Here is a 22,978-nt window from a genome sequence, read left to right as displayed (position 1 = left end):
TTATGCTCCGCGAGGCTCAACAAACATCCGGCCGCGCATTTCCATGTGCAGCGCGTGGCAGAACCACTGGCAATAGTACCAGTGTACGCCCGGACGTTCAGCAACGAAGGTAACAGATGCAGTCGCCTGCGGCCCAATCTCCATCGCGACACCAAAGTTCGCCATGCAGAAGCCGTGGGTCAGGTCGTCGATGTCATCCAGGTTGGTGACGATCACGGTGACCTCGTCGCCCTGTTTGACGGTGAAGCTCTCCAGCGAGAAGCTCGGCGCCTGGCTCGACATGTAGACGCGGACCTTGTTGCCGTCGCGGATGATCGTGTCCTGATAGTCGTCAAGATCCACGCCATCGGCCTCGGCCTGTGCCCGTGCATCGGCCCACATCGGGTCATTCCGCTGCCAGGTGTCGGCAGGGTTGACCTTGGAGCGGTGAACGATGATCGAGTCGTGCGGCTCGGCAAAGGTCGGGCCGTCATGGACCACCTTCATCTTGTCGCCCGAGATGTCGATCAGCTGTTCGTTCTCCGGCTTGAGCGGACCCACGTTCAGGAAGCGGTCTTTCGAGAACTTGTTCATCGAAATCAGCCACTTGCCATCGGCTTCTGCGGTTTCACCCATCGAGGTCGAGTTGTGACCCGGCTGATACTGCACGTCGACCTTGTCCATGATCGGATCAACGTCGGCACCTGCATAAGCTTCGATGGCCTTGCCGATGTTCCACTTCACGACCTGAGAGTCGAGGAACAGCGTGGTATAGGCGTTGCCTTTGTTGTCGAACGCGGTGTGAAGCGGGCCAAGACCCAACTGCGGTTCTGCAACCACGGCCGAGCGCGGATCGGCACCACCAAAGACGTCAGGCAGCTTGGTCACGTCGATCACCGAAACGGTGGGCGACAGCTTGCCGTTGATCATGATGTGCTTCTTGTCCGGCGCGGCGTTCACGCCGTGCGGGCTGTTCGGGATCGGGATGTACTTGGTCACATTCAGGTCCGAACCCTTGCGACCGTCGACAACCTTGACGCCTTTCAGCTCCTGGTAGTTGCCAGCAGCAACAGCAGCTTCAATAGCCTTGAGGTCGAAGACAACAACGTGGTCCTGCTCGGATTCGGTCATCTCGGCCAGGTTCATACCCATTTCCGAGTTGTACGAGGTCGAGAAGGCATAGTTGCCCTGATAGTCACAGTCGGTGTTGTCGAGGTTACCCGACACGATCACCTGCCATGCGACTTCCATCGTGTCACCGTCGATGGCGGTGAAGATGTTGACGTATTCCTCGGGCTTGTCGAGGATCGAGCCGTCATTGACCAGCGGCGCTTCGTGCTCACCGTTGGCAAACACATAGCCGGTGCGCGGGTATTTCTGCGGACGCAGGCCGTGGATGTCATGCGCGTTCGGGATCTCGATGATCTTGTCGCATTTCATCACGTCACAACGCACGCGTGCCACGCGGGTGTTGGCCTTGTCGTTCATGAACAGGAAGCGACCGTCATAGGTGCCATCCGTGAACGACATGTGGGGGTGGTGAAGGTCGCCGTTGTCATAGGTTACCTTGCCGTTTGCGGCGAGGAATTCCTTGGTCTCGGGCAGCAGGTTCTCGGTCAGAACCTTGAGCGATTCATTGGTCTGACCCCAGCCGGTGGCCGAGCAGCGGTTGAACACCGGCACACGCATCAGTTCGCGCATGGACGGAACGCCCATAATCCGCAGTTCGCCGGTCTGACCGGACGACCAGAAGCCGTAGTATTCGTCAAGCTCACCGGGCTCGAGAGCGAACTTGCCCCCGGCAGCTTTGGCCGGGGTGGCGCTCCCCAGCAGTCCGGCGCCCCCACCGGCGGCCAGAACGGCCCCCGTGGCGGTCGCGCCCAGCATACCCCGACGGGTCATGCTCAGGCCTTTTTTTACCTCTTCAGTCATGGTTTTCCCTCCTTCAAGAAGCGGTCTTGGTTTTGGCATTAGGGTGATTGGCTGGCGGAGCCTTTTTCGGAATCTTGATCTCCGCCGAGCCGGTCTTCTCGCGCCGCTTGAGCTGGCGGATGACGACCGGACATTTCTCTTTGGACTGGTACAGAACCTGACAATGCAGACAGTCCACACATTCATTCGGATTGATTTCCCCGGTGGGGTGGATCGCCTGAACCGGGCATTCATTGGCACAGGTCTGGCACGGGCTGCCGCAGTCCTTGTAGCGACGCAGCCAGTCGAACATCCGGATGCGTGCCGGGATCGCCAGTGCCCCGCCCAGCGGGCAGAGGTAGCGGCAATAGAAGCGCTCGATGAACAGGCCGGCCAGAAGCAGGAGCACAGCAAAGATCACAAACGGCCACTCGCGCACGAACTTGAGGATGATCGCCGTCTTGAACGGTTCCACCTCGGCATATTGCTCGGCCAGCGGGATCGACACCATCGACAGGCCGAACAGGCCAAGGAAGATCATGTATTTCAGCGGCCAAAGGCGTTCATGCAGGCCCCAAGGCAAGGTCCATTGCGGCACTTTGAGCGCACGTGCGGCCTTGTTGAGCAGTTCCTGAAGCGCGCCGAAGGGGCAAAGCCAGCCGCAATAGGCGCCCCGTCCCCAGAACAGCAGCGCGGCGGCAATCGCGAACCATTGGATGAACACAAGCGGGTCCATCAGGAACGCATCCCACGTGAACCCCGTGCGGATCGACCCGGCCAGCGCCATCAGGTTGACCACAGAAAGCTGGGCATTGGCATACCAGCCAAGGAAGACCAGCGTGACCGACAGATACCCGATGCGGAACCAATAGAAGACACGCGCATTTGCGGTGGCCTGGAACTGGAAGAAGAACACCCCCGTGAGCACCAGTAGCATCACGCCCAGAACGCCAATCTCAAAGGTTTTGTCCTTCCAGATACGTTTCCAGAGCGCAGACTTGGCGGCGGCTTCCGCGGTGGCATCCTCGACATGGTTGGGGGCCTGCACCGGTAACAGGAAACGTTCCGGCAGCTTGTAACCCAGATCCCATGTGAGGAAGACGCGGTCCAATGCTCCGACGGAACGCTGCACCAAAAGCTGCAGGCGGAAGGGTTCTGCCGGATCGAATTCGCTGTCGGCGGGGATTTTGAAAACATCAAGCTCGGTGAAACTCGGCGCGCCTTCGGCGGCCACTTCGCCAAGGCGGCGTTGCTGCTTGTCAAAGAAGCGAACCGAGTTATCGCCCTGGATGAGCTGGATACGGTCAAAGATCCCGCCGCGCACATAGCCCGATCCCTTGAAGGAATAGGCCCCGCGCCCCAGCACCAGAATCGCGTGCTCGCCCTCGTCGAGCCATTCGACGAGGTTTTTGTATTCCGCGTCCCCCAGAAGGCTGCGACCGATGCTTGGCACGCTGACCAGCGCCATGTTCATGTCAATGAAGGTGTCGCCCGGTTCGCCCGGTTCGGGGCGTTTGATCGCGCGGGCATCGCCGGTTTCCTCGAAGGCGGTGTTGACTTGTCCCACGTCAAGCGTCATGCGCCGCACCGATCCGTCACCGGCCAGCTTTTCCCAGTTCTCAACCGTGTCCTTTGTCATGTCCAGTTCGCGTTTCGGACCCAGCTCGACCGGGGACAACCCGCCAAGCCCAAGCGCGCGCGCGACCTTGATGCCGCCGCGTACAAGGCTGTCGTCGATCACCATGATCGTCACGGTTGCACCCGAAATAATGTCGAGGTCATGCCCCTCGCCACCCGTGGCTGCTTCGACCTTGAGGTCCAGTCCGGCATAGCTCTCGGTCAGCGCAACCATCTTGGAGTTGGGAATACCGATCAGCACAATCGGTTCCGAGTGTTTGACCAGTTTCACACCGGTCAGAACGGCGTCGGCGTCAATCGCTGCGACGACGTGAATGGGTTTGCCGGAGTAACCGGTCGTGCCCACGAAATCAGATGTCAGAAAGGCCCAGGCGACGGTTTCGCCGTTCTTGAGAACCGGGGCGACCTTCACATCATCGCGCACCGGGCCAAAGGCATCGGCGCCGGGGGCAAGCTCTTCGGGGGTAATCTCGGGTAGAAAGCTGGCGAGGCTGTCGGCGCGGGCTTCTGCGGCCACGATCGCACTCAGAATCAGAATAACGGCACTTAACCAGGAAAAAATTGTGCGCTTTGCTCTCACAGCGCATCTCCTTTTTGGGAAAATTGCGCCATGCCAGCGGACCGCGCAGGGTCCATGTCGACTTGGAACACGCGTGGAGGACCGCGAGTCATGGTGCTTACAAATGGTTTGGAGGAGGACATCCGGAACCCTGCACCTGTAACAAGGACGCAGAATACAGGCGCAGGGCCGGACAGTGTTGCAGCCACAGGTTGGGCCGCAGGCGTCGCAACTGTACAGAGAAGACAGTCACGGCATTCGCTATGGCGGGGCGCCTTAGTGTCCGAGTCGGGGTCGAACTCGTCTTCGACCGCAATCCAGACAGCGCCCGCTTCCGCGCAGATCTCGATCCAGCTTGCCCCGTTGGCGGCGGCTGATTGTGCCAAAGACGGCGTGATCAACTGCAGCATCAGGGCTAGCGCTGCCAGCATCGCGGACACCGGGCGCATGCCGATCCAACGGGATCGGAAAGGGCCTTGGTCTGCTGCCTTGCTGGCGGGCATCGTAAACCTCTCGCGTTTCAGGTTGCCCGTTTCTAGAATCGCTGCGGCGCCCGCGACTTGACTTTCGTTAATTCGGATCCGGATTCTGACCCGGCCTCCAATACCGACGCGATACCGACGCAATACCGACGTGATGCCGAAGCGGTTCTTGGCGATTCACTGGGTTCCCGGAGATCCGACTGATTTGGTCGCCCGGCAGTGCGGGTGATTGGCTCATTGGTCAAAAAAACAAACCCGGCCAGCTTGAATCCTGACCGGGTTTGCGAGCGAGCCAGCGAGTCTGGCTCAGGTTGGAAGGGTTTAACCTATCCGGTTTGTGCTTTTAGCGACGGTTCTTGCCGGCTTTTTTGTAGTGGCCGTTGCCATGCGCCTTGTTGACCTTGCCGTGGTGGTTTCCATTGTGGTGGTGGTCGTAGCGGTCTTCGAAGTCGTTTTTCTGTACGACCCCAGCCACTGCGCCAACCGCTGCGCCAACTGCCGCGCCCTGCGCGGCGTCTCCGCCGGTTGCCTCGGCCACGGCGGCACCAGCAACCGCACCTTTGACTGCCTTTTCAGCGACATAGTCGGCATGTGCGGTCATGGGGAGAGCCACTATAAGAGCGGCGGCGAGGGTTGCGAGTACAGTGTTTTTGCGTGCGTTTGTCTTAGTTCCAACCTTTTTGACTTTGTTTTTGCGTTTGACGTTCGATGTGTTCGCCTTGGATGATTGATATTTGGAGGTATCGAGCCGTTTTTGATTTGGAATTTGAGACATTTGCATTTGAAAATGAGACACCCTTAATGTTCCGCCGCCAAAACCGTGTATGATGGTGCTGTCATCTGCCAGCGAGGTCCTTGGAGTGCTTGGAAAATGCGTTTCGCTGGCGCTTTCGGGCCGCAACGGCATGTTGAGACATCCCGAGATGCTGGAAAAATCAAGGCGCGATTCTTCCGGCTGCTTCACAGGTATTCGGTGCAGGCGAGGAAAATGAGAAATCCGGCGTCCCTGACTTCTGCAAAAACTGCCAGTGCATTTTGAGGGGAAACTGGTGCCGGTGATAGGACTCGAACCTACGACCCCATCATTACGAATGACGTGCTCTACCAGCTGAGCTACACCGGCGCCGCGTTGGGGTATAGTTGCATGAAGAATGCGTGGCAAGAGGAAACCGGACCCTGCAAACACATGTGTTTTGCGGCCTTCGGCGCGGCTCCGACTCAGTAATCCTTCTGGAAGAAAAGCCCAATTCCACTGTCGGAATCGGAGTCAACCCGGCCCTTGACCGTAAGGCTTTCCGTGACATCGAGATTGAGGCTGATCGAACTCTTGCCCTCGCTGTCTACACCCACCTCGGTATAGACGTTTTCGTTGATGTATTTGCCCGCTCGCAAACCGGGAGTACCCGATTCGTCGAAAGTAAGTGCAAGTTCATCCAACCCGGTGTTGCGCCCCAGCCGCGGTCGCCCCGGTCCGTTACCCGAAAGAGAAGCCAGCGCCGCCGCCAGCTGCGCCGCCTGAAGCCCCGAGATGCTAGAAAGGTCGCGCCCAAAGAGTAGTTGAGACAGCACTTCGTCTTCGGGCAGTTCCGGTTCCGATTCCAGAATGATTTCGGGATCGTTAAGCCGCCCTTCGAGAATGACGCGAACCGTGGCATCAGTTTGCTTTGAGGTGGCCTGAACCCGCATCCAGGGGATCAGATCGCCTTCGAGCCGGATCAGTCCTTCGTCGATATCAAAGGTTTTGGTCAAGAAGGCCATGCGCCCCCGGATCAGTTCCAGCTGCCCTTGCGTATCAAGGTTGTTGGTCGTTCCGGCAATCGTCATACCCCCGTCGAAATCCGCATTGAGACCCATCCCGCGCACCGATATGCGTTCGCCAGTCCGTATGCGCAGGTCGAGACTGAAGGGGGCTGATGCATTGCTTTTGGTGGTCTCTTCCTTGATCAGACCCGCATTTGCGCGCGTGCGCCGTGCACTGGCGGGTTCGCCTACATGCGCAATCTCCGGCACGTCACCAACCCCGGCCAGAGCCGCCGAAGCAATGCGGATATTGGTTTGACCGAGAACCAAATCGCCGGAAATGGTGCCGCCGCCGGTCAGGGGGCCAGCCACTTGAACCATTCCGTCAACGACTGTTTCCAGCAATTGACCGTCCCGATACGCGAGATCGCTCACGCGGATTGGCAGGTTCGCATTAAAAGGCCCCGAGAGGTCGACAGAGCCGTCAACGGAAATGGTGCCACCTCCGGAAAACGCTGTTGTTACCGCAACGCCTGCGGTCCCATTGGCAAGGGCAATCGTGCTGTTGATGTCGTCCAGCGAAGCGCGCAGCGAAGGCAGGGAGAAGCGCGCACCGGCCGTGCGTATCGTTCCCGAGATGTTTTCCAGTGCAGGCGCCCCTTCCAGACGCAGATCATAGGTGGCCAGACCTTGTACCGAATTCGGCGCCAGCTGTCGGTTGGCGATGGCCAGTGGCAACGATCCGGTCAGATCAAAGAGGCTGTTATTGCCTTCGATATCGATCACGCCCGACCCGGCTGCCTGTGTTTCAAACGGACCAGAAGCCGTGAGATCAACTTTCCAGCCTGTCTCAAGTTGGCGTGTATCGGCCTGAATGCGCGCCTGTCCGGGCAGGGCGTCCAGAAAAGTTTCGAGTCGGCCTACGGTCATATCAATACTGGCATCCATTGGGCCAGAGGCTGGAACTCCGCCGTCGATCGTCGCGACGGTCTCGCCGGGGGCGGTTGCTTTTACGTCAAAACTCCAGTCCCCGTTGGTCAGCGTGGCGGTTCCGTCGACAGTGGACGGACCGGACACGCCCTCCAGAACAACGGCCGTGTCCTCCAGCCGCGCCGCAAGGACCACGTTGCCGTTGTTGCTGTTCAGATCTCCTTTGACGGTGATATCAAATCCATCCGTGTCGAGCGCGGCGTGGCGCAGGTTCAGTCCATCAAAGTCTCGCTTGCCTGAAAAGGCCAGCACGGTTTCTCCTCTGGCCAGCCTGTCAAATCGCGGGTCGTTGATCGTGAGGTCACGGCCACGTGCGGTGATATCAGCGTCGAATGCGCCGGTCAGGGGTGCAAAAGACCCTTCGACGATCGTTAGCAACTCACCCGTCAACGGCCTTGCCGCAAGGCCGCTGAATCGGGTGATGTCGGGCGCGAGCATCCGCAAGCGACCGTTCAACATAAGGTCATTGCCAAGCCCGCCAATCGCCGCCTTGCCATCCACCAAAAGCCCACCCGCAGCCAATTCGAAATCCGAAAGCTGTATGTCGGCGCCCTCTTCCCACAAGACATTGCCGGTGAATTGGCCTCTCGATCCAATCGCCTGATCAAGCGCTGGATCGGCCAGCTTCAAACCGTCCATGTCCAGACGCAGGGCCGCAGATACGCGCGAGGGTGTATCGCGCCGGATCAGGCCATTTGCGGCAATTGCCGCCCGACCGAGATCGACGGTGTCGGTGTCAAATCCTTCCACGATGCCAGACAGGGCCCAGCGTTCCCCCTTTGCCGCATCAAACGCGGCTGTCAAATCCGCTCTTTTCAAAAGGGTCCGCGCTCCGGCCACCGGCAACAGCACCGGCTTGCCTGACGGGTCCGCCATTTTCAATGTGACGTCAAACTTGTCCGGCAACCCATCCGAAGACAGGCTCACAGCACCTTTGAGCGCCATCGATGCTGTGGTCAGCGACAGGTTGTCGAGCGTCGCTTCTCCATTGGCATAGAGATGTACCAACGATTTGAGAGCGATCTCGGAGCCGAAGAAATCCCGGTATTCCGGGGCGAACAGGGGCGCCATGTCCCCCGAGATATCCGCAAGAATGACCCGCGTCGCCGGGGTTTCCGGGGTTTCGGAAGCTTCGGTAGACAGGATGACCTGCCCGGCCAGGCGCTCTTCGCCAGCGCTGGCAAGACGAATATCGGCGGTGAAATCATCCAGCGGTCCTTCACCCTTGACGCGCAGGTCGATGGCTGGGGTTCCGGGCAGGCGCAAAAGGCTGGCCACAATGCCGTCCGCCACCTCGGCCGCTTCAAGATCAATACGCAATTGGCGCGTCGCATTCGAGAACGCCGCATCAAGGTCGAACTTGCCCGAAGGTCCTTCGATCCGCGTCGCTTCCAGAATGGCTTCGCCGTCGCCCTCTAGAAGGACCAGTTTGGTTTCTAGCGACAGGACGGCTTCCTGCCCGAGTACCGGCTCGCCCAGTTCGATACGTCCGGCGCTGAGTTTTTGGATATTGATGCTGACAGGCAGTTCCGGAAGGGAAAACGGTGTGGCCTCTGCGGTTGGCGCCTCGGGGTCAGGTGTTGTTTTTGGAAGGCGGGCGAGCACAATGCTGTCGGCCGAAAGCTCGTTAACGTTGATGTTGCCCCGCAAGACAGCGAGCCGGTTCCAGTTAAGCTTGATCTTGGAGAGCGTGATCCAAAGCCCTTCATCGTCCGAAATCCGGATTTCTTCGATTGTGGCTTCCGAGCTGATTGCGCCGCGCAATCCGACAACTTCGACAGACCGACCAGCCCCGGATAGCGAGGACTCGAGGAATTTTGTCAACATCCCCTTGTCGTCTTCTTCCTGCGCCAGACCCATGACTGGCAGGAAAAGAAGGCATATCATAACCAACCGGCGCATCAGAACGCGTGCCCTATGCCGATATAGAGCTGCAGCCCGTTACCTGTGCTCCCTGATACCGGGGTGGCGAGGTCGACGCGCAGCGGGCCGAAGCCGGTGTTGTACCGCACCCCAAGACCCGCACCGGAATGCCAGTTGCCTGCGCCGGAGAAATCAGAGGACTCGCCCACGAAACCCGCGTCGTAGAAGGCGACCGTCGAAATGTGATCCGTGATCTTGACCCGAACCTCGCCGGACAGTGTCAAAAAGGACAGCCCCCCGCTATCGATGCCGTTCACGGTCACGAAATTAGACTGGTAGGGCTGACCCCGCACGGTGTCGCCACCGCCTGTGTAGAACAGCATGTCCGGCGGCGTGCCCCTGATTGACGGTCCTAAAATGGACCCGATTTGCACGCGACCGGCTAGGACGACGCGGTTCTCTTCCATGATGCCGCGATACCCCCGCAAATCGGCCTTGAGATAGAGTCCGCTATCAGCGTCCTTTTGGCCCAGATAGGGCACCACATCTGCCAGAAGATAATAACCACGGGTGGGATTGGCGAAATTATCCCGCATATCCCAGGTCACTCCGGATGGAATGCCGTAGATCGCAAAATTGCGATTGCCAAAGTTGTCTTCGACCTCCGAAAACCGGAACCCGAACGCCGCGCGTGTTTCCAGCCGCTCGGAATGGTAGCGCCGGAAACCGACCTGCATACCTGCCTGCCGCAGAAAATACAGCTCTTCGTCTTCCTGCTTGATTTCCGCCCCAATCAGAAGGTCGGTATCTGCGCCCAGTGTTGCCGGGCGCGTGTAAAGGGCGCCCAGCCGCCAGTCCATACCGCTGTTCTGGCCGCCGATATTTTCGACTGAAGCATCGAACCTGAGGCTCTCGGCACCGCCCAACAGGTTCCGGTGCAACCAGAAGGCCGAAAGACCCAACCCGTCGCGGCTCTCCAGTTCGGCACCGAACCCGATGCGGCGCGGAAGATCGTCGACCAGCGATAATGTCATGTCCTGTGTATCGTTCGGGCCGATATCCTCGGCCTCGCGCAAGTCGACGGATCGGAAAGTTCCGGTACGCCGCAGCCGTGTGGCAACGCGCTTGGCTTTTTCCGGATCAAAAGTTTCCCCGGTGGGCAGATCGGCAATCTTGCGCACCCGCTTTTCCCGGACCTTGCTTTGGCCGGTGTAAATTAGGTTGCCAAAGGCGAGCTGGGGGCCGGGCGCCACTTTCAGGTCAACATCGAGCTGTTTTTCGGGGTGATTGGCGGTGATTTTTTGATCCGAGATGTCCGCCTTGGCGTGCCCGACGGCGCGCCATCCGTCCACGGCGGCCCCGGCTGCGTTCTGGATCACCGACAGGCTTGCCCGTTCTCCCGTGGCGAATTCCTTGGGAAGTTCGGTTTCGGGTGCAATGGGGGCAACCTGGGTCTTGCCGAAATCAAAGCGGGGCCCCGGGTTGATCTCGATGGCTACGTTGCGCACATTCGCAATGTTGGCAAATGGCGAAATGGCCGCCGCCTCCTGGCCGTTCACGCGGATTCGGATATCAGGTCCAAAATATCCCTGTTCATAGAGCAGGCTGACCAGCCGTTTATAGTCCGATTGCGCGGCGGCGATGATGTCCTGACCATCAGTCGTGCCTTCCGTTTTTGCAGCAAAAATCAGCGAAGAACCCGAGATCCTGTCACGAAGGTCTTCGTCGTTTCCCGCGACGTTGAGAGCAATTTCGAATGCAGATAATTGTGTGGGCAGAAGACAAAGCGCCACCAATGCCGCCGGGGCAAATTTAGCAAACAGGACACCAATTGCGCGTTGCCGCATTCTCTTCCCCAAGCAGGGCCTCAAAGAGCCCAACAGCCAAGTCACGCCGAACCCCTGTTCGGCTTTGAAGCAGACTAAACCAAGGTTTGGTAGCTGACCATAGAAGAGCCGCCAGATAGGCGAATTTCCGGCGATGTGCGTCTTGCCCTTATGGCTTGATTCGAGTCCGTGTCGTCCACCGATCAAAATCGGATGCGTTGTGTTGGGCTGCGAATGAGTTGGACGCGCTCCGGAGATCCTTTTGTTGGGGGTCTTCCACGGCCCGCCGACACGGCTGATCCCCCTGACAAGATATCTAAAATTCAATGTGTTAATGGCAAAGTAACACCTCGCCGGTAATGCTGGATGCGGGTGAGAAATAGGTGGTGAGACATGGCAGCGCGCTCGAACGCGGCGCCAGTTATCATCAAGAAGAAAAAGATCATTAGCGGCGGTGGGCATCATGGCGGTGCCTGGAAAGTCGCTTATGCCGACTTTGTGACGGCAATGATGGCCTTTTTCATGTTGATGTGGCTGTTGAACGCGACAACTGAAAAACAACGCAAGGGGATCGCGGATTACTTCAATCCGACGACACCGATCAACCGCATTTCCGGCGGTGGTAATGACATGTTCGGCGGGGACAGCATCCTCAAGGAACAGTTTTTGGCCAATAATGGGGTTGGCGGGCTGCCTACGCGGTTGTCTGGCGGCCCTAAGCCGTCGGACAGCGAAAGCGGGGCTCAACTAGAAGAAACCGGACTTTCGGAGGTTCAGGATTTCCTGATCGGCGGTGGTGGTGAAAGCTTTCTGTCAGACGACATCCGCAAACACGTGGTGACGCGACTGACCGATGAAGGCCTGGTGATCGAGTTGTTCGACAGCGACGATGTGCAATTGTTTGTCGAGGCACAATCCAGACCATATCGCGCTCTTCTCGAACTGCTGCGAGTTGTGGCCGATGCCGCCAACCTCGTGCGCAACGAAATTGCCGTGGAAGGGCATGTGCGTACGGCGCCGGTGGTGCAGATCAGTGCGCAATCCTGGGAATTGTCCTCCGAACGGGCGCATACGGTACGCGGACTGCTGGAGACCCATGGCATTGACCCCGATCGGTTCTCGCGCGTTACCGGGCATTCCGACAGAGAGCTGGTGTCCACGGACCCGCGCGCCGCGCGAAACAACCGCATTGAGATCATTCTTTTGAGAAAGGACAGGCGCTAACTATGTAAGATTTTATCTGTTAGCGCGCCATTAAGGGGCTGCGACTTATCTGTTGCATTGAAGTTTGGTTGATGCAGCAGAAAGGCGTATTCATGACAATTTCCTCTTCGCTCAACGCGGGGGTGGCGGGCCTGTCCGCCAACGCGACACGGCTTGCAGCCATTTCCGACAATATCGCGAACTCTGCCACCTATGGTTATCGTCGCATGGAATCGGATTTCCATTCGATGGTCACATCGTCGTCCGGTGGCGCGTATTCCGCCGGGGGTGTGCGGGCGACAACCCAGCGCCTGATTGATGAACGCGGTTCGCTTGTGTCGACATCGAACGCCACCGATCTCGCGGTGCGGGGTCGTGGTATGCTGCCAGTGGCCCTGGCGTCCGAGGTGGGTCTTGGTCGTGGAAACGCGCAAATGCTTCTGACCACGACAGGGTCGTTCCGCACCGACGCACAAGGCTATCTGACGTCGGAATCCGGCCTTATGCTACTCGGCTGGCCGGCAAGCCCGGATGGGTCGGTTCCGCCATTTCCGCGCGACACAAGCGATGGCCTGGAGCCGGTTCAAATCAACGTGAACCAACTTACGGGAGAGCCGACGACCTCAATGTCGCTGGGCGTGAACCTGCCGGCGACGGAAACCGAGGCCGGGGCCGCCGGGGACACGCAGGATCTCTCGATCGAGTACTTCGATAATCTGGGACGCTCCGAAAGTCTCCAGATTGAATTTGTGCCGACCGTGCCCGCTTCCGGCACATCCAATGAATGGACGATGATCATTCACGACACCGCATCCGGCGGGGCTGTGGTGGGTGAATACACGCTGACCTTTGACGACGGGCGGGCGTCCGGTGGCACGCTTCAGGCGGTTTCGGCGGTTTCTGGCGGGGGGTACGATCCCACGACCGGTTCCGTGATTGTCAACGTTGCTGGTGGCCCCATGGAGATAACCATTGGTGAACTGGGGACCAGCGGGGGCCTTACCCAACTGTCCGACAGCTTCGCACCGCTGCAGATTTCCAAGGATGGTTCACCCGTCGGCAACATGACGTCGGTAGAGGTGGATGCGAATGGTTTTGTGCATGCGTTCTTTGATACCGGCGTGACTCGAACGATCTACCAGGTACCGCTCGTCGACTTGCCAAACCCCAATGGAATGGTCTCGCTCGATCACCAGACCTACGCGCCTTCTCCCGAAAGCGGGTCGTATTTCCTCTGGGATGCCAGTGATGGGCCAACCGGCGACATCGTTTCCTATGCCCGTGAAGAATCGGCCACTGATGTCGCGGGTGAGCTGACGGACATGATCCAGACGCAGCGGGCCTACAGCTCGAACGCCAAGGTCATCCAGACGGTTGACGAAATGCTGCAGGAAACCACCAACATCAAACGGTAAAGGCCCTCGTCGGCCGGAAAGTGTGAACCATGAGCATCTCAGGCGCCCTCTCCAACGCCCTCTCCGGGCTGACCGCGGCAGCGCGGTCGGCCGAGATCGTGTCTTCGAACCTGGCCAACGCCATGACCGAAGGGTACGGGCGACGGCAGATTTCCCTGTCTTCACAGAACCTGCGGGCCTCTGGTGGGGTGTTGGTCAATGGCATTGTGCGCCATTCCAATCCCGCTCTGCTGGCAGAGCGGCGCCTGGCGGATGCCGAGTTTGGGAATGCGAGCGCGCTGAACAATTTTTACAACCGGCTGGAAATGAACTTGGGGACTCCGGACAAAAGCAGCAGCTTGAGCGGAAGGCTGGCGACGTTCCAATCCAGCCTCATCGGTGCGTCCGGCGCCCCCGAGAGTCAGACGCGCCTGCAAACCGTTGCGCGCGATGCCGCAGCGCTTGTCAACACGTTCAACACGGCTGCATCCGATATCAAAACTTCCCGCGAACAGGCCGACCGGACCATTGGCACAATGGTCGAACGGCTGAACACCCTGCTTTCGCGTACCGAGGAGGTGAACCAGAAGATTTCCGCTGCCATCAATCAGGGCCGGGATACATCGGCCCTCGAGGATGACCGCCAGAAGCTGATTGACGAAATCTCGGTTTTGGTTCCGATCAAGTCCGTCGCGCGCGATCGCGGCGGGGTCGCGCTTTACACGACAAGCGGGGCGATCCTTCTGGATGGGAAAGCGCCGGAAATCGGGTTCGAACCCACTCCGACAATCCTGCCCCATATGACGCTCGAAGGCGGGCTTCTGTCGGGGTTGACGGTGGGGGATGTCGCCTTGGACGGGGTCGGTGCCCTTGCAGGCGGGGCCTTGGCCGCGCAGTTTGACATTCGCGACACCCATACGCCGCAAGCTCAAGCCGAGCTGGACGCGGCCGCGCGAAGCCTCGTTGAACGGTTTCAATCCTCGGGGGTGGACCCCACCCTTGCGCCTGGTCAGGCGGGCCTGTTTGCCGATCAGGGAAGTGCTTTTGATCCTGCCGACGAGGTTGGCCTGTCAGGGAGATTGACACTCAACGCATTGGTCGATCCCGACGGAGCCAACGAAGCCTGGCGGTTGCGTGCAGGCCTTGGTGCCACGGGTCCGGGTCTGGCCGGGGATGCGACTTTGCTGAACGCGATGTCAGATGTCCTTGCGGAAAAGCGCAATCCCGGATCGGGAAGCCATTCAAGCGGTGCCCTGTCAATGGGTCAGCTTTCGGAAAGGGTGCTTTCTGCCGTGGCAGCCAACCGGGTGAGGAGCGATGAGGAACTGAGCTTTTCAGCCAATCGGCTCTTCGGTTTGCAAGAGGCGGAGCTTTCCGAGGGCGTGGATAGCGATCATGAGATGCAACAGCTCATGTTGATCGAACAGGCCTACGCAGCCAACGCCCGGGTGATCGAAACCGTTGACGAAATGATGAGTCAGTTGCTGAGGTTGTAAATCATGAGCTTTATTCAAGTGGGCGACCTTGCCCAGCATCTGATGATGCGCCGCCAAAACACATTTCTGAAAACCCAGATGACCACTCTGACCCAAGAGCTGGCATCCGGCAGGAAAAGCGACATCGCCGGTGCGGTTTCCGCTGATTTTTCGGTTCTTGGCGACGTCGAACATACGCTCACCTTGCTGGAAGGGCATGCGATGGCGCTCAAGGATGCGCGTTTGTTCACCGACACGGTCCAGAATGTGCTTGAGCAGGTCCAGACCCAATCTCAGGCACTCGGGACGTCGCTTCTCTCCGTGATGTCCGCAGGCTTGGAAGAGCCGATCAACAGCACCATCGGCAAGGCACGAGAAAGCTTTGACGCAATCGTGTCGAACCTCAACGCGCAGGTCGCAGGGCGGGGTTTGTTTTCAGGCGCTGCCACACAAAGCGCGGCACTTGCCGCGGCGGACGCCATGTTAAGCGATTTGAGCACGGCCCTGACTGGTGCGCTTACCGTTTCTGACATCGTGAATACGGTCGATCAGTGGTTCATGGCGCCCGGCGATGGATTTGAATCGATGGGCTATCAGGGTGCTGCCGAAAGCCTTGCACCCTTCAAGCTCGGCGAGCATGAAACGGTCCGCCACGAACTCACGGCGGACAGCATGGAACTGCGTACCTTGCTGCGCGACACCGCGCTTGCGGCGCTCGCTGGTGATTCAGGGCTGAGTCTCGATTTGAGCCAGAAGAAACAGCTGCTCGAAGTCGCAGGAGAGGGTCTTCTGACACAGCAGGAAGGATTGACCCGGATACGGAGTGATCTTGGGTTCGTGCAGGAACGGATTGCGAATATCGAAACACAAAACGCGGCGCGCCGAACAAGTCTTCAGATCACCCGGAACACGCTGACTGCGGCGGACCCTTTTGAAACCGCCACGCAACTCGAAGCCGCGCAGGTGCAGCTTGAGACATTGTACACGGTTACCGCGCGGCTTTCGCGCCTTTCATTGATGGATTATCTGAGGTGATTGCCATGCGGTTTTTCAAGATGGCGCTGCTCTGCCTGATGCTTCCAACGTTTTCGGTCGCGAGCCCGATCCGGATCAAGGACCTTGTCGAGTTCGAGGGTGTTCGAGGCAATGATTTGGTCGGCTATGGTCTTGTCGTTGGTTTGAATGGCACGGGCGACGGTCTTCGAAACGCGCCTTTTACCGAGGAAATCATGTCGAATATCCTCGAAAGGCTTGGCGTCAACGTCACCGGCGAACAGCTGCGGCCCAAGAACGTGGCGGCGGTTTTTGTTACAGCGGCGCTTCCGCCATTTTCGCGCGCCGGGGGCCGGATCGACGTCACCGTTTCCGCGATCGGAGACGCCAAAAGCCTTCTTGGGGGCACGTTGGTCATGACGCCGCTTAACGCGGCCGATGGCGAAATTTATGCTGTGGCTCAAGGCACAGTAATCGCTGGCGGCGCGTCAGCCGAAGGCGATGCGGGTGCGGTCGTCCAGGGAGTTCCGACGGCCGGTGTCATCCCGGCAGGGGCACGGGTCGAGCGTGAGATCGATTTTGACTTTTCATCGTTGACCAACCTGCGTCTCGCGCTGCGAGAACCGGATTTCACGACGGCGGGCCGGATTGAACAAGCCATCAATAAAAGTTTTGGGCGCCGGGTGGCCCTGATGCTGGATGCAGGGACGGTGCAGTTTGACATTGCACGCAGTGGTCAGATCTCGGCCGCGCATGCGCTGGGCAAGGTCGAGAATATCGCCGTTGAACCGGAACGAAAGGCACGGGTTGTCGTCGATCAACGCTCTGGAACCATCGTCATGGGGGACGATGTGCGCATTTCACGTGTGGCCGTGTCCCAGGGCAACCTGACGCTACGAGTTCAGGAAACACCGATCGCGATCCAGCCGAACCCGTTCGCCAACGGGCGTACCGTGGTGGTGCCACGCACGAATGCAGAGATCGAGGAAGAGCCGGGAGTTGGTCTTGCCGAAGTGCCGGGCGGAACGTCGCTGAGCGAAGTTGTTGCCGGCTTGAACGCTCTCGGGGTCGCGCCCCGTGACATGATCGACATCCTCAAGAGCATCAAGGCCGCCGGCGCCTTGCATGCCGAGTTCATCGTTCGCTGATGTATCGGTTCTGAAGGGTGCAAGCCCCTTCAGAAATAGCTGCGAACCAGACTGCCAGCGATAAGGCTCCAGCCATCCGCGATAACAAAAAAGGAAAGCTTGAAAGGCAGGGACACGATGGCTGGCGGCACCATCATCATCCCCATCGACATCAGGATCGCGGCAACGACCAGATCAATGATCAAAAAGGGCAGAAAGATCAGGAAACCGATCTGGAAAGCGCGGGCCATTTCCGAGAGCAGGAAGCTCGGTACGAGAACCGACAAGGGTGAGTCTGATGTCGGGGCTGTCGAGGGTGCGTTGGGGCGCAGCTCGGCCATGGCCTGATAGGTTTCCGGGTCAAGGCGGGCTGCCATGAATCCTCGGAACGGTTCCAGCGTTCTGGAGAATGCGGTTTCAACGTCGATTTCTTCGTTCATCAGGGGGGCGATACCGTCGATCCACGCTTTGGAAAACACGGGTTCCATTACGAAATAGGTCAAAAACAACGCCAGACTGATGATCAACATGTTCGGCGGGGATTGCTGCAGCCCCAAAGCTTGCCTGAGGATGGACAAAACAGTCACGATGAAGGGGAAACACGTGACCATGATGGCGATGCCCGGAGCCAGGCTGAGCACCGTGATGAGCAGGAAAATCTGTATGCTGCGTGCCGTCAGAGAACCAGAATCGCCCAAGGCCACGGTCACATCCTGCGCAAGCGCGAGATCAGGAAGGACGCCGACGCCCAAACCCGCAACAAAGCAGATGCCAATCTGGGTCCGGGTCATCCCAATCCGGTCCCGATCTCTGCGAGTTCCGTCAATCTGACTGCAAGCAGACCTTTCTGTGCACCTTCGAGCTCCTCAAGTTCACCTCGCGCGATCAGGCGGTCCCCGATGTAGAGTTCGACAGGGTCTTCGACGCGTTTGTCGAGTGGCAGAACCGCGTTTTCCGAAAGATCCAGAAGATCGCCGATCAAAGGCCGAGCTTTACCGACCGAAACGATGACTTCGACCGGCACGGATTTGAAAAGGCTTTTCTTCTCTGGGTCAGCCATGAGTGATCTCCTTCTTGGATTGATGAGTGAAACCGGCAAAGGCACGCGATACGATTGAGAGCACCTCGTCCATGTCGATCTGCCGCTCGCTTTGACCGAACTGAAACCGCACCTGGCCTTCGCTCAATCCGGCGTCGCGCACGACATCGACGGGAAAGTCCACCTTGTCCGGCAACAGCTCGGAAACAGCTTCGTAGTTTTCCGGGGACGTGGTGATCAACACCGGCACGCCGCTGTGATCGCGCGTAATCGCGTTCAGTTGCTCCAGCACCTGGAGGCCGATCGCCTGTCGCGACATGTCCGGCAATACCGACATCACCGCCTGCTCCACCACCGGCGCTAGCTCGGCAACGACGGCTTCGCGCGCCTCGTGATAGGTGAAGCCGAGATCCTGCAGATTGCGTGCGAAGTCGGCGGAAATGCCGGCGCGTTCCTCGGATTTGGCGCGAATGGCATCTTCCCACCCGGCCTTGTATCCCTGTTCGAAACTGTCGAGCAGGTCGGCATCATTGGCAGGTACCGATTGTCCAGATGGCATGCCGGAGGAAGTCACGACGCCAAAGTCTTCCAGGAGATGAGCAATCGACATCACGCGCGCTCCTCTTTGTCTTCGAGCCAATTTCTCAGGATTTCAACGGTTTCCGCCTGTCGGTCGCTGATCAGGGCGCGCAGCCGCTCCACCGCGTCAGTCTGGCTCGTTTCGGCCCCCGGCAGCGAAAGCGACTTATCGGCACCGAGAGCATCTCCTCCCAACGGTTCGTCAATTTCACCTGTGAGCACCTGAGCGTCTGTCGGCATTTCACCGGGGCGTGCCTCGACAAGACGCGCGGGCGGCATGGGTGCCGGTAGCTCCCCGGTCGACCGCGTCAGGATCGGACGTACGACAAACATGCCCAGCACAATCGCTACAACGGCAAGGATGGCCATCTGCAGCAACGACATGGCATCAAGGGTCAAACCGCCAATCAGAGAGGTACTTGCGGCGGAACCCATCGGTTCGATTGGTTGAAACAGCATGGATTTGAGCGTGATGACGTCGCCCCGGGCTTCATCGAATCCGACGGCGGATGCGACCAGCTCTTTCAACGCGCCCAGCTCTTCGTCGGACCGGGGCGACAGGGCGGTTTCGCCGTTTTCCTGCGCCACAGCGCTCCCGTTAACAAGAACGGCAACGGTCAGGCGACGGATGGCGCCGGGTTCACGCGTGACCTCTCGTTGGGTTTCGGACACCTCATAGTTCACGCGCTCACGCGTTTCACTGTTCTTGTTGGACGAGCCGGGATTCTGGGCTGCATCCCCGTCTGGCAGGTTCGACGCCACCGTGACCTGACCTGACGTAGCGTTCGTAGAATCGGTATTGCGTTCCTCGGTGTCTGTACTGATGGCAACCCGGCCCGTTGGATCAAAGATGCGTTCCTTGATCGATTCACTTTCATTGACTGTTTCCACGCTCACTTCGACCACGGCATTTCCCATACCTACGCGCGCCTCCAAAAGACGTTGCACGGACTGCCGCAAGTTTTCCGCGCGATTATCCTGGGCATGGGGGGCGGCGTCATCCGTGGCACCGACCAGACCGTTTGCACCGTCGATGACGGCGACATCATCCGGAGAAAGACCCGCAACGGCCGATGCCACCAGAAACTTCAATGCTTGAGCCTGACGAGGGGGCAGGCCACCGCCGGTCGACGTGATGGTTACGGATGCTGTGGGTTGCAGCCGTCTTTGAAACGGGTTGGACCCGGCATGGGCGATGTGAACCCGTGCCGAGCTGATCAAGGGGCTTCCAACGATCGTGCGGGCCAACTCACCTTCTTTTGCACGCCAATAGGCGGCGTCGAACATCTGGGACGTGGTGCCAAACCCGGACAACGAATCGAGCAGCTCATAGCCCTGTGTTGTATTGGCGGGCAAACCTTCGCTGGCCAGCGTCATGCGAAGCTCGTCACGGGCGGACGATTCGACATAAATGGCGCCACCGCGCACGTCGAAAACGGCGCCTCTTTGCTCCAGCGAACGCACGACCTCGCCCGCGGCACCGCTTTCCAGGCCGCTATACAAAAGAGACATGCCGGGGCGAGTCGCCATGCGCCCGAGCGCGAGAACGGTTGCAAACATGGCAAGGGTCGCCACGATCACAATGGCTTTGCGGCGCGTGTCCATCGCGGACCAGATGCTCAGAAGCTGTTGCAAGACATTCCTCCGTCACGCCAGACGTTCTGCCTGGCTGCATGGGCATCTTTCTCCGATCAGCCTTAACAATCGGTTAGTTTCTGTGGGGTTATAGAAAAGGGGACCAAGAAACCGGACCCTGAGATGACCGACACGACTGAAATCGAGGAACCGCCTGCGGCAAAGTCTTCGCGACTGCCCATGATCATCGGGCTTGTACTTGCACTTGCCGGCGGCGGCGGCGGGTTCTACGCGGCGCAATCCGGATTGCTGTTCGGAGCTGCTTCTCACCCCCAAGAAGAGATGCATCAAACCGCATCCGAAGAACCCTTGCCCGACGTCGTCTTTGTGCCACTCGACCCGATCGTGGTGTCACTTGTTGATGGGGGAAGCAGCCACCTGCGGTTTCGAGCGCAACTGGAAGTGCCGGGTGAATACGCAAGCGATGTCGAACACATTCTGCCCCGCATCGTTGATGTCTTGAACAGTTATCTGCGCGCGTTGTCACCTGCGGACATTGAGGCTCCTGACGCGCTGGTTCGTTTGCGGGCACAGATGCTCCGCAGGGCGCAGATCGTGACCGGTCAGGGCAGGGTGCGCGATCTCTTGATCATGGAATTTGTGCTGAACTGAGAGGATGTGAGATGGATTTGATTGCGGATATCCTGCTGGTGGCCGGCGCATTGGGGGCAGGCCTTTATTGCTTTGTTCTTGCCCGGCGTCTGTCTCGGTTCAATGACCTTGAGACCGGGGTCGGTGGGGCCGTGGCGGTGCTGTCTGCACAGGTCGACGATCTGACCCGCACGTTGCAGGCGGCGCAGAAAACGGCGGGCGAATCGACGGAAACTCTCGATGATCTGACCGGGCGCGCCGAGGATGTTGCGAAACGTCTCGAACTGTTGGTCGCGTCGATGCACGATCTGCCGGAATCGCCGCCCGCGCAAGAACCGGTGGAGCCGGTTTTCCGACGCCACCCCGCTGAACAGAGCGCTGCATCATGAGCGGTGGTCGAAGCCGAAAACGTCCCGCAAAGGGAAGTCTAATGTTGATCGCCGGCTTCCTGATCGGCTCGGCCGTACTGCGTATCGGCAGCGAGGCCGGGCAAGCCTTTGCGAAGGTCGATCCAGGTACGAAATCGCATTCGATCATCGAAACCACGCCCCTGGCGCCCGAGCAGGTGTGCGAACCGCCCGAAGACTTGCGTCGTCTGATGGAGGCGTTCGATGCGCGTGAAGAACGGATTGCCCGGCAGGAGTCTGATATTCGCAACAGGATGCAGGCGCTCGCTGTCGCCGATGATCAGGTGTCGCAAAAGCTTGATGCACTTGTGCAGGCAGAGGAGCGGCTAAGGGCAACGATTGCTTTGGCTGAAACCGCATCCGAAGACGATCTGACTCGTCTCACAACTGTGTACGAAACGATGAAGCCCAAAGATGCTGCGGCCTTGTTCGAGGAAATGGATCCGGAATTTGCAGCCGGTTTCATTGGGCGCATGCGCCCGGAAATCGCGGCCGGCGTGATGACGGGCATGAGCCCGTCTGCAGCCTATACGATCAGCGTCATTATTGCCGGGCGGAATGCGGAAGTCCCCCGGGAGTGAGGGCTTTCTTTACCACTTGCGGGTCAGACTGGACCAAAGCTGAGTCAGGAGTTGCACCGTGATCGGAATCATCGGAATCGCCATCATTTTCGTCATGGTTTTTGGCGGCTACATTGCGGCGGGCGGCAAGCTTGCGATCATTCTCAAGGCTCTGCCGTTCGAGTTGGCCATGATTGGAGGGGCTGCCGTGGGAGCGTTCCTTCTGAGCAATGACATGTCGGCGGTCAAACACACGATGAAGGATATCGGAAAGGTTTTTAAAGGCCCCAAGTGGAAACCCGAGGATTACCGTGATCTGTTGTGTCTGCTCTATGAACTTATCCGTCTTGCGCGGCAGAACCCGGTTGCCATCGAAGAGCACATCGAGGCACCCGCGGACTCGGCAATCTTTTCCCGATATCCGCGTATTCAGGCCGACAAGGAAGCCGTCGAACTGATCGCGGACACAATGCGCTCGGCGTCGATGAATTATGATGACCCGCATCAGGTGGAGGAAGTTCTCGAAAAGCGGATGGAGGCGAATTTTCACCACGCCATGCATTCCAGTCACGCACTTCAGACAGTTGCGGACGGCCTTCCCGCCCTTGGGATCGTTGCTGCCGTGCTCGGGGTGATCAAGACCATGGGTTCGATTGATCAGCCGCCCGAAATCCTCGGAAAAATGATTGGCGGGGCCTTGGTTGGCACCTTTCTGGGCGTTTTTTTGGCTTATGGTCTGGTGGGCCCCTTCGCATCCAAGGTCAAGGCCGTGATTGAAGAGGACAGCCATTTCTATCAACTGATCCGTGAGGTTCTGGTCGCCAATCTTCACAATCATTCGGCCAATATCTGCATCGAGGTTGGCCGCCAGAACACACCTGCCCATTGCCGCCCGGATTTTGCGGATCTGGAAGAGGCGCTGAAATCCGTCAAGAAAGAAGCGGCATGAGGTGGCTTTCGACTCTTTTCCTCTATGTCCTGTCTGCC

The 22,978-nt window shown here is 58.8% G+C and carries 19 protein-coding genes and 1 tRNA gene; 9 read left to right on the top strand and 11 right to left on the bottom strand.

Annotation, left to right across the window (positions count from 1 at the left end):
* The 7 genes from nosZ to BMZ35_RS06915 form a co-directional block, all read right to left on the bottom strand.
* Positions 1–1,911: a TAT-dependent nitrous-oxide reductase gene (gene nosZ, locus BMZ35_RS06945; protein WP_093092123.1), complete on the bottom strand. Its 1,911-nt coding sequence runs from the start codon at positions 1,909–1,911 to the stop codon at positions 1–3.
* 13 nt (positions 1,912–1,924) lie between these two features.
* Entirely contained in the window at positions 1,925–4,090 is a 2,166-nt protein-coding gene (locus tag BMZ35_RS06940) for a 4Fe-4S binding protein (protein WP_423227750.1), read from the bottom strand.
* 14 nt (positions 4,091–4,104) lie between these two features.
* Complete coding sequence (locus tag BMZ35_RS06935) at positions 4,105–4,590, bottom strand: DUF2946 family protein (RefSeq protein ID WP_093092119.1); 486 nt, start codon at positions 4,588–4,590, stop codon at positions 4,105–4,107.
* A gap of 322 nt (positions 4,591–4,912) precedes the next feature.
* The gene (locus BMZ35_RS06930; RefSeq protein WP_093092117.1) at positions 4,913–5,533 is read right to left on the bottom strand and encodes a glycine zipper domain-containing protein; all 621 of its coding nucleotides are present in this window, start codon (positions 5,531–5,533) and stop codon (positions 4,913–4,915) included.
* Between the two features lie 83 nt (positions 5,534–5,616).
* Positions 5,617–5,692: transfer RNA gene (locus tag BMZ35_RS06925), tRNA-Thr, on the bottom strand.
* A gap of 95 nt (positions 5,693–5,787) precedes the next feature.
* Positions 5,788–9,201: a translocation/assembly module TamB domain-containing protein gene (locus BMZ35_RS06920; RefSeq protein WP_093092115.1), complete on the bottom strand. Its 3,414-nt coding sequence runs from the start codon at positions 9,199–9,201 to the stop codon at positions 5,788–5,790.
* On the bottom strand, positions 9,201–11,453 hold the full coding sequence (locus BMZ35_RS06915; protein WP_093092113.1) for an autotransporter assembly complex protein TamA: 2,253 nt from the start codon (positions 11,451–11,453) through the stop codon (positions 9,201–9,203). Before BMZ35_RS06915 ends, BMZ35_RS06920 begins: the two co-directional genes overlap by 1 nt.
* Between BMZ35_RS06915 and BMZ35_RS06910 the strand changes: the two genes are divergently transcribed.
* From BMZ35_RS06910 to BMZ35_RS06890, 5 genes are all read left to right on the top strand, one after another.
* A complete protein-coding gene (locus BMZ35_RS06910; protein WP_093092111.1) occupies positions 11,382–12,212 on the top strand; it encodes a flagellar motor protein MotB in 831 nt (276 codons plus the stop codon). The genes BMZ35_RS06915 and BMZ35_RS06910 overlap by 72 nt on opposite strands.
* A 92-nt stretch (positions 12,213–12,304) precedes the next feature.
* Entirely contained in the window at positions 12,305–13,606 is a 1,302-nt protein-coding gene (locus tag BMZ35_RS06905) for a flagellar hook protein FlgE (RefSeq protein ID WP_242654711.1), read from the top strand.
* Between the two features lie 29 nt (positions 13,607–13,635).
* Complete coding sequence (gene flgK, locus BMZ35_RS06900; protein ID WP_093092108.1) at positions 13,636–15,081, top strand: flagellar hook-associated protein FlgK; 1,446 nt, start codon at positions 13,636–13,638, stop codon at positions 15,079–15,081.
* 3 nt (positions 15,082–15,084) lie between these two features.
* Positions 15,085–16,095: a flagellin gene (locus BMZ35_RS06895; protein ID WP_093092106.1), complete on the top strand. Its 1,011-nt coding sequence runs from the start codon at positions 15,085–15,087 to the stop codon at positions 16,093–16,095.
* Positions 16,096–16,100: 5 nt separating this feature from the next.
* Complete coding sequence (locus BMZ35_RS06890; RefSeq protein WP_093092105.1) at positions 16,101–17,201, top strand: flagellar basal body P-ring protein FlgI; 1,101 nt, start codon at positions 16,101–16,103, stop codon at positions 17,199–17,201.
* Between the two features lie 29 nt (positions 17,202–17,230).
* Here the strand turns inward: BMZ35_RS06890 and fliP are convergent, their stop codons facing one another.
* Genes fliP through fliF form a run of 4 tightly spaced genes read right to left on the bottom strand, consistent with a single transcriptional unit; the run spans position 17,231 to position 20,433 of the window.
* A complete protein-coding gene (gene fliP, locus BMZ35_RS06885) occupies positions 17,231–17,971 on the bottom strand; it encodes a flagellar type III secretion system pore protein FliP (protein ID WP_093092103.1) in 741 nt (246 codons plus the stop codon).
* Complete coding sequence (locus BMZ35_RS06880; protein WP_093092101.1) at positions 17,968–18,240, bottom strand: FliM/FliN family flagellar motor switch protein; 273 nt, start codon at positions 18,238–18,240, stop codon at positions 17,968–17,970. The genes fliP and BMZ35_RS06880 overlap by 4 nt, the downstream gene beginning before the upstream one ends.
* Complete coding sequence (locus BMZ35_RS06875) at positions 18,233–18,829, bottom strand: FliH/SctL family protein (protein WP_093092100.1); 597 nt, start codon at positions 18,827–18,829, stop codon at positions 18,233–18,235. Before BMZ35_RS06875 ends, BMZ35_RS06880 begins: the two co-directional genes overlap by 8 nt.
* The gene (gene fliF / locus BMZ35_RS06870) at positions 18,829–20,433 is read right to left on the bottom strand and encodes a flagellar basal-body MS-ring/collar protein FliF (protein ID WP_093092098.1); all 1,605 of its coding nucleotides are present in this window, start codon (positions 20,431–20,433) and stop codon (positions 18,829–18,831) included. Before fliF ends, BMZ35_RS06875 begins: the two co-directional genes overlap by 1 nt.
* 123 nt (positions 20,434–20,556) lie before the next feature.
* On the opposite strand from fliF, the gene BMZ35_RS06865 reads away from it, so the two are divergent.
* The 4 genes from BMZ35_RS06865 to motA are packed head-to-tail and all read left to right on the top strand — an operon-like array spanning position 20,557 to position 22,940.
* Positions 20,557–21,045: a flagellar basal body-associated FliL family protein gene (locus BMZ35_RS06865; protein WP_093092096.1), complete on the top strand. Its 489-nt coding sequence runs from the start codon at positions 20,557–20,559 to the stop codon at positions 21,043–21,045.
* An 11-nt stretch (positions 21,046–21,056) separates the two neighbouring features.
* A complete protein-coding gene (locus BMZ35_RS06860; protein ID WP_093092094.1) occupies positions 21,057–21,413 on the top strand; it encodes a hypothetical protein in 357 nt (118 codons plus the stop codon).
* Positions 21,414–21,454: 41 nt separating this feature from the next.
* Complete coding sequence (locus BMZ35_RS06855) at positions 21,455–22,012, top strand: MotE family protein (protein ID WP_242654710.1); 558 nt, start codon at positions 21,455–21,457, stop codon at positions 22,010–22,012.
* Positions 22,013–22,070: 58 nt separating this feature from the next.
* Positions 22,071–22,940 carry a flagellar motor stator protein MotA gene (gene motA / locus BMZ35_RS06850; protein ID WP_093092090.1) on the top strand — a complete coding sequence of 290 codons (870 nt, stop codon included), beginning with the start codon at positions 22,071–22,073 and terminating at the stop codon, positions 22,938–22,940.
* The last annotated feature ends 38 nt before the right edge of the window (positions 22,941–22,978 follow it).

It is taken from the genome of Shimia aestuarii, from assembly GCF_900114635.1.
Taxonomy (GTDB): Bacteria; Pseudomonadota; Alphaproteobacteria; order Rhodobacterales; family Rhodobacteraceae; genus Shimia; species Shimia aestuarii.
This window is presented reverse-complemented; position numbering and strand designations above follow the sequence as displayed.